This is a genomic window from Schleiferilactobacillus harbinensis DSM 16991 (assembly GCF_000425885.1).
In the GTDB taxonomy this organism is placed as follows: domain Bacteria; phylum Bacillota; class Bacilli; order Lactobacillales; family Lactobacillaceae; genus Schleiferilactobacillus; species Schleiferilactobacillus harbinensis.
The window spans coordinates 1-16069 of the sequence record NZ_AUEH01000056.1 but is presented as its reverse complement, the minus strand read 5'-3'; the positions used below and the strand labels follow the sequence as shown (position 1 = coordinate 16069).

At 53.0% G+C, this 16069-nt stretch carries 14 protein-coding genes; 9 read left to right on the top strand and 5 right to left on the bottom strand.

Annotated features, from left to right (window positions below; all coding sequences use genetic code 11):
• Nucleotides 1-73 precede the first annotated feature (73 nt).
• Complete coding sequence (locus H627_RS0113545) at nt 74-268, bottom strand: hypothetical protein (RefSeq protein WP_027829386.1); 195 nt, start codon at nt 266-268, stop codon at nt 74-76.
• 318 nt (nt 269-586) lie between these two features.
• On the opposite strand from H627_RS0113545, the gene H627_RS0113540 reads away from it, so the two are divergent.
• The 3 genes from H627_RS0113540 to H627_RS0113530 all read left to right on the top strand — a co-directional run bounded on the left by H627_RS0113540 (nt 587) and on the right by H627_RS0113530 (nt 4059).
• The gene (locus H627_RS0113540) at nt 587-2128 is read left to right on the top strand and encodes a glycosyltransferase family 39 protein (RefSeq protein ID WP_027829385.1); all 1542 of its coding nucleotides are present in this window, start codon (nt 587-589) and stop codon (nt 2126-2128) included.
• Entirely contained in the window at nt 2125-3417 is a 1293-nt protein-coding gene (locus H627_RS18450; RefSeq protein WP_051225447.1) for a glycosyltransferase family 2 protein, read from the top strand. The genes H627_RS0113540 and H627_RS18450 overlap by 4 nt, the downstream gene beginning before the upstream one ends.
• A gap of 120 nt (nt 3418-3537) precedes the next feature.
• A complete protein-coding gene (locus H627_RS0113530) occupies nt 3538-4059 on the top strand; it encodes a QueT transporter family protein (RefSeq protein WP_027829384.1) in 522 nt (173 codons plus the stop codon).
• Here H627_RS0113530 and H627_RS0113525 read toward each other — a convergent pair whose 3' ends face one another.
• Nucleotides 4060-4746, bottom strand: coding sequence for an O-methyltransferase (locus tag H627_RS0113525; RefSeq protein WP_027829383.1), 687 nt, complete (start codon nt 4744-4746; stop codon nt 4060-4062).
• Nucleotides 4747-4931: 185 nt separating this feature from the next.
• On the opposite strand from H627_RS0113525, the gene cbpA reads away from it, so the two are divergent.
• Nucleotides 4932-5606 carry a cyclic di-AMP binding protein CbpA gene (cbpA, locus tag H627_RS0113520; protein WP_027829382.1) on the top strand — a complete coding sequence of 225 codons (675 nt, stop codon included), beginning with the start codon at nt 4932-4934 and terminating at the stop codon, nt 5604-5606.
• Nucleotides 5607-5666: 60 nt separating this feature from the next.
• Here cbpA and H627_RS0113515 read toward each other — a convergent pair whose 3' ends face one another.
• Both H627_RS0113515 and H627_RS0113510 read right to left on the bottom strand, forming a co-directional pair.
• Entirely contained in the window at nt 5667-7049 is a 1383-nt protein-coding gene (locus H627_RS0113515) for a L,D-transpeptidase family protein (protein ID WP_027829381.1), read from the bottom strand.
• A 250-nt stretch (nt 7050-7299) separates the two neighbouring features.
• The gene (locus H627_RS0113510; RefSeq protein ID WP_035441136.1) at nt 7300-8289 is read right to left on the bottom strand and encodes an L-lactate dehydrogenase; all 990 of its coding nucleotides are present in this window, start codon (nt 8287-8289) and stop codon (nt 7300-7302) included.
• 291 nt (nt 8290-8580) lie between these two features.
• Between H627_RS0113510 and pth the strand changes: the two genes are divergently transcribed.
• The 5 genes from pth to H627_RS18445 all read left to right on the top strand — a co-directional run bounded on the left by pth (nt 8581) and on the right by H627_RS18445 (nt 15042).
• Complete coding sequence (gene pth, locus H627_RS0113500; protein WP_027829379.1) at nt 8581-9138, top strand: aminoacyl-tRNA hydrolase; 558 nt, start codon at nt 8581-8583, stop codon at nt 9136-9138.
• Between the two features lie 23 nt (nt 9139-9161).
• Entirely contained in the window at nt 9162-12695 is a 3534-nt protein-coding gene (mfd, locus tag H627_RS0113495) for a transcription-repair coupling factor (protein WP_027829378.1), read from the top strand.
• A complete protein-coding gene (locus H627_RS0113490; protein ID WP_027829377.1) occupies nt 12688-14277 on the top strand; it encodes a putative polysaccharide biosynthesis protein in 1590 nt (529 codons plus the stop codon). Before mfd ends, H627_RS0113490 begins: the two co-directional genes overlap by 8 nt.
• Nucleotides 14278-14300: 23 nt before the next feature.
• Entirely contained in the window at nt 14301-14573 is a 273-nt protein-coding gene (locus H627_RS0113485; RefSeq protein ID WP_027829376.1) for an RNA-binding S4 domain-containing protein, read from the top strand.
• Nucleotides 14574-14643: 70 nt separating this feature from the next.
• Nucleotides 14644-15042, top strand: a complete 399-nt coding sequence (locus H627_RS18445; RefSeq protein ID WP_051225446.1) for an FtsB family cell division protein — start codon at nt 14644-14646, stop codon at nt 15040-15042.
• Between the two features lie 169 nt (nt 15043-15211).
• Here the strand turns inward: H627_RS18445 and H627_RS0113475 are convergent.
• Nucleotides 15212-16069, bottom strand: an 858-nt coding sequence (locus tag H627_RS0113475; RefSeq protein WP_235808980.1) for an IS3 family transposase, incomplete at its 5' end; no start/stop codon positions are given.

Sequence of the window (16069 nt, the reverse complement as noted above, 5' to 3'; positions counted from 1 at the left end):
GAGTTCCCGCAGTGAGGCAGCTAAACCGTCAATTCCTTTGCGGAGGTCAGTCTTGCCACAGATGATGTAGATGTTAAGTTCTTGGATATTGGGGAACATTACCAGTCAACTCCTGTAAGACGATGTGCAGAGTGCTCCGATCAGCACCATTATAAAAAATCACTTTGGCATCTTTGAGCTTGATTCGAGCAGCTATCTGGGGCTTCCCACCAGTGCTGGGTGTCCGATCTGTCATTTGAACCGGCACAATATCTTTAATTTGAACCATAAAAAGCCTCCTTGTGTACTTGATGACTCAAGCATACAAGGAGGCTACGGCGCGAACCATATACCCGTTTAACGACCGCTTACAGTTCGTTGAATGGGTCAGCGGTGTTTAATTTGTTTTAAGCTTTTGAGCATATTATAAGACAATAGTCCACTGAGCATGCCAGAATGGTGAAAACAACAAAGCGGCAGCCTGGTGGACAGGCAGCGTGGTCGCGTTGAATTCGCGTTTGTCCGCTGCTGTGATTAAATGGAAAGGAAGTGGGCCTAGGCTTTTCTCCAGGGGTGTAAATAGGGGGATGCGGCTTGGGAAACCGGTATGACACTACAATTTTTCAAAAAAGCCGCCATCTGGCTGGCCACTTTTGTCACTCTGGCAATTGTGATCGTGATGATTGCGGCAGTCTTTCAGTCTGAGGATTTTCAGTCTCACCGCAGCACGTCCACAATCGTGTGGGCAGGTTTGCTCAGCTTAGCAGTGATCACCGGGGCCGGGGTACTGGCTTATTATGTGCGCCGGCGGAACAACTTGTTCATTTTTACCCTGAGCATGGGGCTCACAGCGCTAAAGCTGATTGTGCTGGTCAAGTTTCCGCTAAGTCCTACATCAGACTACTTTAATTACCATAGTTTCGCACAGAATCTAGTTGCTGGTCTGACCTGGCACAAAATGGAGACGACTGGGCTGTTGGGGGACAACATGCTGTGGCCCCACGTGATCAATATCAGCTGGTTTTTCAGCGTGTTCTACAGCTTCTTTTTCAGTAATATTGTGGTCGGGCAGCTGGTGAGCATCACGTTGAGCGGGGTGAGCGCCTTTCTGATTTACGTCCTGGTCAAAAAGATACTGGTCAAACCCGTGGCCGTGTTTGCGGCATTAGTTTTTCAAGCGATTCCCGCATACTGGCTATACTCAGTGATCAACGCGCCAGAATCTTTTTTCTTGGTGTTTCTATTGGGGGCGGTCATTTGTTATTACGATGCATTGTACACCGTCAACGATACATTTACGCGCAACTATTTCTTTCTCGGCTTATCTTTGCTGCTCCTGTTTTTAGCGAATATGGTTCGGCCCGTGGGCATTATTTGGGTCATTGTGATCGTCCTATTCGTTATTTTTGGTCTATCCAACCGGCGGCGGCCGTTCAAGCACTTGCTCGCGATGACTGCGATTTTTGCCGTGACTTTCAGCATTTTAAGCGCGGCGGCCGTCCCCATTTACCGCGTGTTCTACGGGGTGGACTGGGCACCGGCGGCGGTACTCCAGAATTACTCACTAGCCACCGGGACCAGTGTCACCACCGGCGGGGCGTATAATGCCCAAGTTAGAAATGAAACCGATACCTTATTTAACCAGAAACACGTACCGCTGGACGAGCGTTACACGCGGATCACTCAGCGCATGAGTCAAATTACCCGAACGAATTTGAAGGCCATTGAGCGCACAGGCGTGACGGCTTTTTTATGGCATAAGACAAAGAATTACATGGATGAAAACTATGGGGCGGACTGGCTGTTTTACAATATCAATGGCAAATCAAAGGCGTCTAAAGAGTTCGCGAAAAACATTCTGCCCTTTGCGTCAGTGTATGCCGTGATATATTTCGGCTTGTTCTTAGGGCTGACGGCGCTGGCAATTGTCGCCCAGCTGCTGCTGATGTTTAAAAAGCGGGCGCTGAGTAACCGGCGCATCAATCTGATGTTTTACAGTGCGCTGGCATTGGACGGTTTCTTCCTCAGCGCGATGCTGCCGGAAGTCCAGGGGCGGTACCACATTATATTATATCTGCCGCTGGTCGTGCTATTGGCCCTTGGTGCCCAACTGTTCAGTCGAACGAATCGAAAGGAGTTCACCATATGACTTGGCTCAGGATTGTCATCACGCTGTCGTTTATTGCCTATCTCATTTATTTGTCGGACTTTGCCTTGGCCGCCAGTATTCGGCCAAAGACCATCAAACCGGTGCCAAAGGCAGAAAATTTCACACTCTATATCGTCATTCCCGTCCTGAATGAAGAACAAGTCATCGGGCAGACACTTCTATCGTTATTGGCTGAAATTCGGAAGCTGCCGACCAATATCGCCCCGTGGATCGTTACTGTGAATGACGACTCCGACGACCAAAGCCAAGCCATCATTACGGCACTGCAGGCTGATCACCCCAACATCTTGCCCTTTGATCGGCCCCCTGAAGAGGCCCATCAAGGCAAAGGAGACGTGCTGAATTATGCGGTGAATGTCATTCAGCATCTGCCCAATGGCAATCCAGATCATACCATTTTGGGTATTCTGGACGCCGATTCAAAAATCAGTGCGGCGGATTTGACGAAAGTCATCGACTATTTCACGGCACATCCAGATATTGCGATGCTGCAGGGCAGTGTCAAAATCTACAATGATGATCATTGGTTGACCCGGATGCAAGATTTTAAATTTGTGGGCGTCAACAGTGCGCTGCAGCAAGTCCGGGAGACGTACGATGAAGGCATCGCTTCTGGTAATGGGCAATTTGTGACCCTGTCCATGGCTCTGGCTAATCCCTGGGGGAAGGGCTTGCTGGAGGATACGGAGTTCACCTTGCGGGCCTGGTTGAAGGGATACAAAACGGCCTTCAGTGATGACATCGTGGTGGCGCAAAGCGGGGTCGATAAAATGCGGCCCTTGATCCGCCAGCGGGTCCGCTGGTGTCAGGGCAGCATGCAGTGTTGGCGGTATTTGCCAGCACTTTGGCGGTCTAAGCAGATTAATCGGTTTCAGAAGTTCGATACGACTTTGTGGCTGGTCCTGCCGGTTTTATCGACCTTAATTCCGATTACCAACATCATCGCACTGATTATCCAAGTCTATAATTACCTGCACGGCCCGGCAGGCTGGATCAGTCCGGCCTTGGTGGTCATTCTGCTGTTGAGCTTCGCAATTTGCATGGCCATTGGTTTGGAATACCATGAAAACATGGCAAAAATCACACCGGTCTCGTATCACCATGCATTGTGGCTGAGTGTACTGTATCAAGCTTACTTAGTTTTACTGATTCCGGTACCCTACATTGCGCTGGGGCGTCAGATTCTGCATATGACAAAATGGGATAAGACGGAACACGCCAGCGCACCTGAGACAGCTAGTCAGTCGCATATCTGGCCAGTCAAATAGACGGTTGCGGTTTAGAAAACCCTCCTTTCGTGGTAAACTAGTTCAGTTACATTCGCGGCACACTGCCGCTGTGGTTCGCAACTATCCCACACTAAAAAACTATAGGAGGATTTATTTATTATGACTAATGCACGTTCTACCCATGCGTTACGAGAAATTGTGGTCAATGCCCTGATTGCTGCGTTGTATGTTGCGTTGTGGTTAGTCGCCGCGACGTTCAATCTGGCTAGTCTGGCGATTCAGTTCCGTGTTTCCGAAGGCTTGAACCACCTCATCGTTTTTGATAAACGTTACTTTTGGGGCATCACCCTCGGTGTATTGATTGCTGATGTCCTTGACCGATCAACGCCAGTTCTATTAAACGTTCCCTTTGGTGTCGGTCAAACAATGATCAGCTTATTACTGGTGGGCTTTGTGGCGCCTAAGCTGCCCAAACTCTGGATGAAGATGGTCTTGAACATTGTTGTCTTCACAATTTCTATGGCAATGATTGCCTGGATGCTGCACTTAGCCTTTCAGCTGCCTTTCTGGCTGACGTACTTAAGCACTGGATTATCTGAAGCCTTCATCATGACGATCACTGCCCCGCTCATGGCCGCGGTCAACACGGCTGTGCACTTCGACAAAGTGCTGGATGCCTGATTAAAACGTAAAGTCCTGGTCGACATCCTTTGTCATCATCAACAACCCATCCCCCAACGGAATCAAGGTGGCCGTCAAGCCCTTCGCTGCAAAGACGCTTTCGAGCAATTGCCGCAAATTGCGATGGATCCCCTTGAGCCGGTGGGGGATTTCTGTCTCCGGCAAAAAAATCGTGCCGCCCTGGAGGACGTCATCGATAAAGACCGTGCCGCCGACCTTGACCCGCGCCAGCACCAGGGACAGCTGATGGATATACTGCGCCTTGGCGCTGTCCATGAAGGCGACGTCGTAGGTATCCGTCAAGGTCGGCAGAAGGGTGGTCGCGTCGCCGGTGCGCAGAGTGATCTGCTGGGCAGTGTCGTACTGAGCCAGGTTGGCCTGGGCGTGGCCGATCATGATGGGTGCCCGCTCCAACGTGGTCACCCGGCCCGCGGGGCCCATCAACTGGGCAAAGAGCAGGGCGGAGAAGCCGATGGCGGTGCCGAGTTCCAGGACACTGGTGGGGTGGACTTGCCGGAACCAAGTCTGAAAGAAATCCACGGTCTCGTGGGGAATGATCGGCACGTCCGCCGCCCGAGCCTGATTTTCTAACGTATTCAACGGCTCGGGCAGCGGCTGACCATGGGCCCGCAAGAATTCGCGGAGCGGGGCGGGAATCGCTGGATGGTGGAGCATTTCATTATGCATGATCGTCTTCCTTTTCAGTTAAGATGCCCATCCAGCTTACCACGACCGGCAAATGGAACAAAAGTCTGGCAGGGTCTTCCTGTATTTCTAATAGAACCGTTAGATTCAAGTTCCGTCCCCAAGCCGTTTATGGTATGATAAAAGCAATATAAGGCACAGTTGTGTTGTGCGTAGGAGGATAGGCAATGATTATTAAATCGCTGGTATTAAAGAAGGAATTTCTCACCACGGTTAAAGAAACGGTGACGCTGGCGGAGGCTCTGAAGGTCTTGGAAGAGTCCGGGTTCCGCTGTGTGCCGATTCTGGACGAGACGGGGAAGATTTTCCGCGGCAATATCTACAAGATGCACATCTACCGGCATAAATCCCAGGGCGGCGACATGAGTCTGCCGGTGACGTACCTGTTAAAGAACGCTACGAAGACCGTGCCGGTTGAATCACCGTTCTTCAAGGTTTTCTTCAACATCAAGGACTTGCCGTACATCGCGGTGCTGGACACCGATGGCAGTTTCTACGGTATCTTGACCCACGCCAAGCTGCTGGGCATGTTGTCTGAGGCCTGGAACGTGGATGTCGGGTCCTACATGCTGACTGTGCTGTCCGCTGGGGAACGGGGCGACTTGGCCGACATGTCCAAGATCATCGCCAAGTATGCTTCCATTGCCGGCTGTTTGACCTTGGATGCCCACCGGGAACAATTTGTCCGCCGGACACTGTTTACGCTGCCGGCCGGGATGGACAAAGACACGATGGAACAAATCGTCAGCCGGTTGGAACGGAAGAACTTCCGGGTCGCTGAAATTGACGATCTGCAGCAAGGCATCACCATTCGCAACGACGAAACCAGTCCTGATTATTAATTTTTTCCATTATAAAAGCGCGTCGAAATTTTTCGACGCGCTTTTGCTTTGCTTCAGGAATTAATAAATGATCACTGGCGTGCCAGCGGGCACGATGCTGTACAGTTGGGCCATGACGGTCGGCGGGGTGTTGACACACCCGTGACTGCCGTGCTCCTTGTACCAATCGCCGCCGTATTGCGGCTGCCAGGGCGAATCATGCAGACCGACCCCGGTGTAATCAATGGGCATCCAGTAGCTGACCGGTGATGCATATTTGGAGCCGTCATCGTTCAAGCCTTTCAGGGTTGCGTTGCGCTGCTTGCTCCAAACGAAGAACGCACCGCTGGGGGTATTCTGTTTGGGCTTGCCGGTGACTACGTCAGTGCTGATCTTTTCCACGCCGTCAATGTAGACCCACATGTGCTGTTTGGCCTTGCTGACTTCGACGTAGGTCTTGCCCACCTCGCTGCCGTGGAAGCTTTGCCCAGAACCGCTGACCAATGGATGGCGGGTGAAGTCTTCGCCTTTCTTGATCGTTGCCGCCAAGGCATCGGCTTCGCTGGATTGCTGAATGCTCCAGCCAAAAGTCCCGGCGGGGACAGAGACCGTACCGCTGTTGGTGGTCTTAAACGTCCGCGTCTTGTCGATGGTGTTGTACTTGGTTGCCAGTTGGGCTAAGAAATCACTGAAGACGGATGGATTCACTTCAATACTGCCGTCTTTATAGTACACACTGTTCTTAATTAAGTGTTCTGGAATCGTTACGGAATCGCCGGCGATGCTGTAAGTGCCCTTGACCGTACTCAACTTCTTTAAGGTGGTCAGGTCACTTTGCAGCTTCGCGGAGCCGGCAGTTACTGTCGGCCGGACATAGGTGCTCTTCAAGTCCGCTTTGGTTTGTCCCGTTGATACCATTTTAGTGACTAAGTTGGCCACTTTAGTTTTGTCCAGGGCATTGCCGTAAGTTTCCTTGGTAATGACGAACTCACCGTCTTTTTTGGCAATTGAGGCATTCGTCGTTTGCGTCCGGCCCTGATTGAGCTTGGCCACTGTCTGGTTGGCAAAGGTGTCAACCTTCTTTTTATCCAGCTTCAGCGAATGAGTGCTGTCATCAGCCGCTGTCGCCTCGCCGCCGACCAATGCTGCCGGCCAGGCCCATGGGTTCTGGTCCCTCTTCAACGCGACCAGATCTTTGCCGACGTCTTGGAACGTGCCGACTGAATTACCGGTAAAGGTAGCGACTTGCTTGTCTTGATCATCCAGGACATATTGTTTGTCCAGTGTATTGGCCTTGATTTTAGCTTGCGCATCCGCCACCTTCATGCCGCCAACCGCCACGCCGGCGAAGGTCGTGTGGGGCAGCATGGTGTCTTGATAATGAAGCGCGAATCCGAGATAAACGCCCAGCAATGCAATGAGCGCTAGGCCGCCGCCAATGACGGCACTTTTTTTAAATTGCACGAGTAAGGCTCCTTCCCCCTAGTAGGTTGCGAACAAATTATATCATGTCTGGATGCGAACATAAATACATCTTTGCTGATTAATTACAATTGTGTGTCAGGCGTGTTACAGAGAGCGCTATCTCTTGTAAAACAGACTGCTTTTTCTAAACGGACTCAGGTCGACAGAAGCCAGGCCTGAGCCTTCTAAAAAAGCCTCGCTGCACATTCACAGCGAGGCTTTCAGTTTCATGGACGAAGCTGATCAGAAATTACTGACGAGTTTCGATGTCGTTCTTAGCAAATGCGTCCGTCAGCACTTTCTTCAACTGGGAAGCAGAAGAGTGCATGGATTGCATTTCGTGATCAGTCAAAGGCAGTTCCAAAATGTTGGTAATCCCTTCGCGGTTGATCACAGCCGGTGTACCGATGTAAATATCGTGCAGGTCGTATTGACCATCCATATAGACAGACAGCGGCAATACGGCGTTTTCGTCGTCTAAGATAGCGCGGGTGATCCGAGCCAAGGCAGTGGCGATACCATAGAAGGTGGCACCCTTCAAGTCGATGATCTTGTAAGCGGCATCCCGGACGTCTTCGAACATGGTAACCAGTTCGCTTTCGTCAACTTCAGGGTGGGCCTTAACCCAGTCAGCAATCTTGATGCCGCCGATGTTAGCGTGAGACCAAACCGGGAATTCGGTGTCGCCGTGTTCGCCCATGATGTAAGCGTGGACGGAACGGGCATCAACCTTCACCAGTTCAGCAATGGATTGACGCAGACGAGCGGTATCCAGAGACGTACCAGAACCGATAACCCGTGCCTTCGGGAAGCCGGATAACTTCCAAGTGGCGTAGGTCAAGATATCAACCGGGTTAGCAGCAACCAAGAAGATACCATTGAAGCCGGACTCAACGACGGGGTCAACGATGGACTTCAAAATCTTGAGGTTCTTGTTAACCAGGTCCAAACGAGTTTCGCCTGGCTTTTGCGGAGCGCCGGCAGTGATGACGACAACGTCGGCATCCTTTGCGTCAGCATACTCAGCAGAGTAAATCGTCTTGGGTTGCGTGAAAGGCAGGGCGTTCGATAAATCAATCGCGTCACCCTTCGTCTTATTCTTAGCGATATCGACAATGCCGATCTCTTGGGCAATCCCTTGCAGTACCATTGCGTAAGCGTAGCTGGAACCTACTGCGCCGTCACCGACAAGGATGACCTTTTGGTGATCTTTTTCAGTTGTAGAAGCCAAGATCTTCATTCCTTTCAATTGATAAACATTTATACAACGCAAGTATAACACAATTGCAGGCAAAATTTGCCGGTGATTCCGAACGATTTTCAAGGATACGCTTCCAGAAATGCTGGGCCGGATGGGGCCCGCTGCCGAAATTGCCGTCGTCAGCCCAATGGCCGCGGGGACAGTCATTCTGAAAATCATAAGCCCTGCGGCGATTATGGTATAATAACGATACGCAACACACATCGGATTAGGCCGGCCTCGTGCTGGCCTTTTGGCGTCCCACCACGTTCAGGAAGGAAGTAACTTATTTTGAAACTTATCGTCGGCCTCGGCAATCCCGGCAGTCAATATGCCCAAAGCAAACACAATATCGGCTTCATGGCGGTGGACCGGATCTTGGCAGAAATGCCCAACACTCAAGAGAAGCAGCAGTTCACTGCGGCCACCTGGCAGGGGTTGCTGGCCGGGGAGAAAGTCATTGTGGCCAAACCGCTGACTTTTATGAATGATTCCGGCAAGGCGGTCGGCCCGCTGCTTCATTATTACAAATTGGCGCTCAGCGATCTGCTGGTGATCCAGGATGATCTGGATATGCCCATCGGCAAGATCCGGATCCGGGCCCACGGTGCATCCGGTGGTCATAACGGCATCAAGAGCATCATCCGGGCCGTGGGCGGCGATCAGTTTACCCGCATTAAGGTGGGCATTGACCACCCGCCCGTGGGCACCGTGGTGGACTGGGTCTTGTCGCCGTTCACGCCGAAGAACGCGCCGGATATTGCCCAAGCCTTGGATCAGGCCGCGGCGGCAGCCACCGAATGGGCCAGCGGGGCTGATGACGCGACCCTCATGAATACGTACAACTAACCAATTATATGGGAGAAATGGGCATGAATTTAGTTGAATGGATCAGCCAGGAACCGCAATTGCAGCAATGGCTGAGAGCGCAAAAATCAGGGGAGCGCACACTGCTGACAGGATTGGGACCTGCGGCGAAGGCGCTGGCACTTACGGCGTACTTGCAAAAGACGCGCCAGCCCCTGCTGATCGTTGAACCCACCACATTGGCCGTGGAGCAATTATTACCCGATCTGCAAGCATTGAATACCACCGATACGGTGTACACCTTCCCGGTGGATGAGGTGCTGGCGACCGAAGTCGCCACCGCCTCCCCGGAAGGCCGGGCCGCCCGGGTCGCCGCCTTGACTGCACTGAGCAGCGGCGTCCCCGGGCTATTTGTCGTCTCTGTGGCCGGGTTGGCCCACCTGCTGCCGGATCCGGCCCTGTGGGCGAAGCAGGCGTTCACCGTGACCAGCGACGGCCAATTGGATCCGCAAGCCCTGCCGGAACGCCTGGTGGCCATGGGTTATCGGCGCGACACCCTGGTCTCCCGGCCCGGCGAGTTCGCCATCCGAGGCGATTTGATTGATATTTTTCCTTTGACCGCTGACCATCCGGTGCGGATCGAGCTCTTCGATACTGATGTGGATTCCCTGCGGATCTTTGATGAAGGCGATCAGCGCTCCATGGACAACGTCGATACGGTGACGATCCCGCCGGCCAGCGATTTGATCGTTCCTGCCGAACAGTTGAAGCAGGCGGCGGCCCAATTGCAAAAACAAATGACGGCCGTCTCCGCGAAGGCCGTGCCATCTGTGCAGGATGCGCTGCAGGCTAATCTGGCGAATACGATCACCGATTTCAACCAAGGCGATCTGGGAGAGAAAGCTAATCTCTTCCGGGAAGTGCTGTTTGGCGGGGACTACGGCTTATTGGATTATCTGCCCGCCGCCGGCACCGTATTTCTGGATGACTATGCCCGGATCAACGATCAGGCTGCTGCCGCAGAAGAAGAGACGGCCCAGTGGCAAACGGACTTGCTCAGTCGTGGCGAGATCTTGCCCCACGCGACATTGGAAGCTGATTGGCGCGCCGCCCTGAATAAGGATGCGCATAGCCGGGTCTACCTTTCTGTCTTTCAGAAGGGCATGGGCCGGGTCAAGCTGGACCACCTGATCAACGTGACCAGCCACGATGTGCCCCAATTCTTCAGCCAGATGCCGATGCTCAAGGGGGAGATCGATCGGTGGCGTAAGCAGAACCAAACCGTGGTCATCTTGATTCAGTCCCAGAGTCGGGTCGAAAAGCTCCAGCAGACCCTGCGGGACTTCGAAATTGTGACTCGGACGGCTAGCCCGGATGCGCTAGTATCCGGCGCGGTCCAACTGGTCCACGGCAATCTGTCGGCCGGCTTCACCTTGCCAGAGAGCAATCTAGTGGTCTTAACGGAACACGAACTGTTCAATCGCGTTCGCCAAGCCCGGCCGCGGCCAGCACATTTCTCCAATGCCGAGCGGATCAAGAGTTATAACGAACTGAAACCTGGCGACTACGTGGTCCACGTGAATCACGGGATCGGTAAGTACATGGGTATCCAAACCCTGACCGTGGACGGCAAGCATCAGGATTACATCACGATTCAATACGCCGACGACGGCAAGCTGTTCATTCCCGTGACCCAGATGAACATGGTCCAGAAATATGTCGGCAGTGAAGGCAAGACGCCCCATATTAATAAGCTGGGGGGCAGCGAGTGGCAAAAGACCAAGCGCCGGGTGGCGAAGAAAATCGAGGACATCGCCGATGACTTGATTGAACTGTACGCCGCCCGGGCGTCCCAGAAGGGTTATACTTTTTCAAAAGATAATGATTACCAGCGCGAGTTTGAGGCGGCCTTTGCTTATCCGGAGACTCCCGACCAGCTGCGCAGTACCGCTGAAATCAAACGGGATATGGAACGGCCGGTACCGATGGATCGGCTGCTGGTCGGCGATGTCGGCTTCGGCAAGACTGAAGTGGCCTTGCGGGCGGCTTTTAAGGCAATTCAAGACGGTAAACAGGTCGCGTTTCTCGTCCCGACCACGATCTTGGCGCAGCAGCATTACGATACGATGATGGACCGGTTCGCCGATTTCCCGGTAACCGTGGGGATGTTGTCCCGCTTTGTCTCGCCGGCCAAGCAGAAAGAGACTTTGGCGGGGATGAAAAACGGCAAGGTGGATATCGTCGTTGGCACCCATCGGCTGCTGTCGAAGGATGTCCATTTTAAAGACCTGGGCCTGCTGATCATTGATGAGGAACAGCGCTTCGGGGTGAAGCACAAGGAGCGGATCAAGGCGCTGCGAACCAACGTGGATGTGCTGACCCTGACGGCCACACCGATTCCCCGGACGCTGAATATGTCCATGCTGGGTGTCCGGGACCTGTCGGTGATTGAGACCCCGCCGGCCAATCGCTATCCGATCCAGACCTACGTGCTGGAACAGAACGCCGGCACCATTAAGAACGCCATTGAGCGGGAAATGGCCCGTAACGGCCAGGTGTTCTACATGCATAATCGGGTGGAAGACATCGAACGGACGGTGGATGAGCTCCAGCAGCTCGTGCCCAATGCGACGATTGCTTACGCCCACGGTCAGATGAGTGAAACCCAGTTGGAGCGGGTGATCTACGACTTTGTCCACGGCGCCTACGACGTGCTGGTGACCACGACGATCATTGAGACCGGGGTGGATATGCCCAACGCCAACACGTTGATCGTGGAGAATGCCGACAAGTATGGTCTGTCCCAGCTTTATCAGCTCCGCGGCCGAATCGGCCGATCCTCTCGGCTGGCATATGCGTATTTCATGTACCAGCAGAACAAGGTGCTGACTGAAGTGGGCGAAAAGCGGCTGGCTGCGATCCGCGATTTTACGGAATTAGGCAGCGGCTTCAAGATCGCCATGCGCGACTTGTCCATCCGCGGTGCCGGCAACCTGCTGGGCAAACAGCAGCACGGCTTCATTGATTCTGTCGGCTACGATCTGTATACCCAGATGCTCCAGGACGCCGTGGCGGCCAAGAAGGGGAAGACCAAACAGGAGCGCACCGACGCCGAACTCGATCTGGATGTGGAAGCCTATTTGCCGTCTGACTACATCAGCGATCCCCGGCAAAAGATTGAGATTTATAAACGAATCCAGCGGATCGATGGTGCCGACGAGTGGGCTGACTTACAATCAGACTTAATTGATCGATTCGGCGAATACGATGCGCCGGTGGATCGATTATTGAAGATCGGTTTGTTAAAAGATCAAGCCGATCAGGCCTTGTTGACGAAGATCGAGCGAAAGGATACGCATTGGACGATGCACATCGGTGCGGCGGGCCGGGCCCGCTTAGGGGGTGAGGATTTATTTGCCCTCTTGAGCAACACGACGCTGCAGGCCCAGGTGACGGATAAGGACGGCGGATATCAAATTACGCTGATCCAACGCAAGGGAATCAGCGATGATACCATGATCGATACGCTGATGACCTTGACCGCGGCATTGCCGAAGATTGAGCAGAAAAAAGTCCATGCCGGGAGTAAGCATGAGTAAACGTACCAAACGTACGGTTTTTGGTTCGGCCGCTTTGCTCAGCATCGCGGCCTTGATTGCCAAAGTCCTATCGGCGTTTTACCGAGTGCCTTTGCAAAACTTGGCGGGGGACTTGGGGTTTTATGTCTATCAACAAGTGTATCCGCTCTATGGGATCGGCATGACCTTTGCCTTGAATGGCCTGCCGGTTTTTATTTCCCGTTTAGTAGCGGAAAAAACCGTGGCGGAGCGGCCGGCGCTGGTCCGGCAGCTGCGCTCTATTTTGGTGGGCGTCAGTCTGGCGGCCTTTGTCGGCTTCCAAGCGGCGGCACCGTGGATCGCCGGAGCGATGGGCGACCAGGATTTAACGTCGATGATTCGCGCCGTGAGCTGGATGTATTTGTTCATGCCCACGCTGGCTCTGGGCCGCGGGTATTACCAAGGAACGCTGGACATGACGCCCACTGCGGTTTCCCAAGTCGTGGAACAGATCCTGCGAGTAGCGGTAATTATCTGGGCGGCGTGGTATTTCCATGGTCATCCGGCATGGACCTACTATGAAATGGGGACCTTCGCCATGAGCGGCGCGACCATTGGGGCCTTGGGTGCAGCCTGGACACTGCACCGCTACCGGCGGCGCGACCCCTTCTGGGGGACGGTGCATCTGGCGACCCCGGATAATTCCTGGCGCTTACTGACCCGCCGGCTGCTGCTCCAGGGCGGTTCCATCTGTCTGTTTGCGGCTGCCCTGATTCTCTTTCAGCTGGTAGATTCTTTCACCGTGGCCCGCTCACTGCAAAAAATCGGCTATCTGCCGGTGGCCGCCCGTTCGCTGAAGGGAATCTACGACCGGGGCCAGCCTTTGGTGCAGCTGGGGCTGGTCCTGTCCAGCGCCTTTGGCACCACGCTGGTACCTAATTTGACGCGGGCCTTGCAAAGCGGCAGCCGTCTGCGGATTCAGCGCTTGGCGACAGAAGTGACCCATATCAGTTTGCTGTTTTCCGTCGCTGCCACCGGCGGCCTGATCGCGCTGCTGCCCTGGATCAACCAATTTCTCTTTGGCGACCGGGAGCAGCTGATGACCCTGGCCCTTTACCTGGGTGCCATCATTCTCGTGGCGATGATCAATACCTATAATGCGATTCTTCAAAGTGTGGGCAATTATCGGGCAGCCACTTACGGCCTGTTGATTGGGATTGCCCTGAAGGCCGCGCTCACTGGTCCGTTGATCCGTATTTTCGGTCTGCCCGGAGCGTCTTTGGCGACCCTGATCGGCCTAGCAGTAGTCTGGTGGATCATTTTCAACCAATTGCCGTCTTTGATTCGCATCTCAGTTTCGACCCGCCTATTCGGCACGCGGCTGCTGGGCGTCACGATCCCGATGATGATTGCGACGTTCATGATCGCTTGCGCCAGCCAAGCCGTGTTGGGTGTGTCCCGCTGGGCCAGTATCGGCGTGACCCTGATCGGCATTGCCGCCGGTGTTACCATCTTTTTGACCCTGGCCTTGAGAAACAAACTCTTGACAATTCGAGAATGGTTGGTCTTGCCCTTCGGCAGTGGTATGCTACACTTAGTACAACGGTTACAGCGAAATAAGTAGGTTGTAGAAAGCGAAGTGACACAATGCGTTTGGATAAGTTTTTGAAAGTTTCCCGCTTGGTAAAGCGGCGTTCCGTCGCCAAAGAAATCGCCGATAAGGGGCGTATTCTGATCAATGGCAAGGCCGGCAAGTCATCCAGTAATATCAGCGTGGGCGACCAGCTGACCTTGCTCTTTGGCAATCGGACGTTGACCGTGACGATCACCGATATTAAGGAAACCACGAAGAAAGACGACGCAGCATCCATGTACAAAATTGACAGCGACGAACAGGCGGAGGCCAAGAGTCCGTTCTAATTGTCGACAGGGGTGTTGGCGGTTTGCTATACTTAATTTAGCTAAAGCAAATCATTGGGGGGTATTAACAGTGCAGAAGCCTCAAGCCGCACCAGGTAAAATTATTCAGTTAAAGAAACAACCGCGTCAGCAGTCGGCGCCAATCACACCGGCCGCCTACATGCGCAAAGTACACCGCCGGCGGTTCTGGGCCCTGACGGCCATTTTGGCCCTCGTCCTGTGCTTCTTCGGCCTGAAACTCCACCAAGCCCACGCCTCCCAGGCCCAAGTACAGAATCACCTGAGCACCAGCCGCAGCGAATTGACCGCTGTCCAGAACAAGAACACCAACCTCAAGAATCAAGTCAAACAACTTAATGATCCGGATTACTTAGCTAAGTATATTCGGGAGAAATATTACTTCTCCAAACCCGGAGAAATCATTTTTAGTTTACCTGGGGACAAAGGCAGCGATGTGACGAAGAAGTAGCGTAGTGAGACAAACGTGTTAAAATTAGTGCTGAGATAAGGTGTCTGTGTTATTCTGACGTGCCTAGGGCCAAGTGCGTAGCAAGCGGAGGCTGATGGGGCTCAGCCATGGAAACAACACGGCGGGGGGCTGCTTCGCGTCAAGTAGACAAGTCAAATAATTAAAATTACTATGCGATTTCTTTTACGGCATGATTCCGATATTCCAGCGGAGTCATGCCGTTTAGTGTTTCTTGGCGCCGTTTATTGTTGTACCAATCAACACAACGCTGAATCAATTGCATCATCTTTAGCTCCGACAGGGCATGTTCGAACCTGAAGAACTCTGTCTTCATGTGGCTCCAGAAGCTTTCCATTGGGCTATTGTCCCCTGGGGTACCTGGTCGAGACATACTGTGGGTGATCCCCAGCCCGGCCAATTTCATATTATAGCCCCGTGACGTATAGGCAGAGCCTTGATCACTATGCAGTATTTCAGGCTTGATTCCCCCAGTATTCTTCAGTGCGGTCTCAACCGTATTGGTGACCAACAGAGTCGTTTCTGTTGGTGATACGCGCCAAGCCACGATACTGTGATCGAACAAGTCCTTAACGGCGCTTAGACGCAGTCTATACTGCATTCGATCACCATAGGTCAACTCACTACAGTCTGTCACCCAAACCATGTTAGGACGCTCTGGCGAGAAGTCATGACCAGCATCGTTAGTCAGTAACTTATTGGCAAAGAAGTATTCCTTTTTCTCGGCTTTTCGATCCCGTTTAGCCACACGAATGGCGGCCACGATATGGTTCTTATGCATGATGTTTCTGACCCGGGTCGCACCGACATGGAATCGCGTCTCGCGGTTGATATAAATCGCTAATCGACGGACGCCAAAGATACAGTGGTTATCTTCTTCCAAAACCTTGATATACTGAGCAATTTCTTTGTTTTCCTGGGCGTGGACCGATGGTTTACGGTTGCGCCATTTATAGAAAGCAGCTCTTGAAATCTCTAAAAATCGACAGGCAAAACTGATTCCATAGGG

Bases quoted from the DNA above. Each gene is read 5' to 3' on its own strand.
- H627_RS0113545 (WP_027829386.1), bottom strand. From the start codon at position 268: ATGGTTCAAATTAAAGATATTGTGCCGGTTCAAATGACAGATCGGACA.
- H627_RS0113540 (WP_027829385.1), top strand. From the start codon at position 587: ATGACACTACAATTTTTCAAAAAAGCCGCCATCTGGCTGGCCACTTTT.
- H627_RS18450 (WP_051225447.1), top strand. From the start codon at position 2,125: ATGACTTGGCTCAGGATTGTCATCACGCTGTCGTTTATTGCCTATCTC.
- H627_RS0113530 (WP_027829384.1), top strand. From the start codon at position 3,538: ATGACTAATGCACGTTCTACCCATGCGTTACGAGAAATTGTGGTCAAT.
- H627_RS0113525 (WP_027829383.1), bottom strand. From the start codon at position 4,746: ATGCATAATGAAATGCTCCACCATCCAGCGATTCCCGCCCCGCTCCGC.
- cbpA (WP_027829382.1), top strand. From the start codon at position 4,932: ATGATTATTAAATCGCTGGTATTAAAGAAGGAATTTCTCACCACGGTT.
- H627_RS0113510 (WP_035441136.1), bottom strand. From the start codon at position 8,289: ATGAAGATCTTGGCTTCTACAACTGAAAAAGATCACCAAAAGGTCATC.
- mfd (WP_027829378.1), top strand. From the start codon at position 9,162: ATGAATTTAGTTGAATGGATCAGCCAGGAACCGCAATTGCAGCAATGG.
- H627_RS0113490 (WP_027829377.1), top strand. From the start codon at position 12,688: ATGAGTAAACGTACCAAACGTACGGTTTTTGGTTCGGCCGCTTTGCTC.
- H627_RS0113485 (WP_027829376.1), top strand. From the start codon at position 14,301: ATGCGTTTGGATAAGTTTTTGAAAGTTTCCCGCTTGGTAAAGCGGCGT.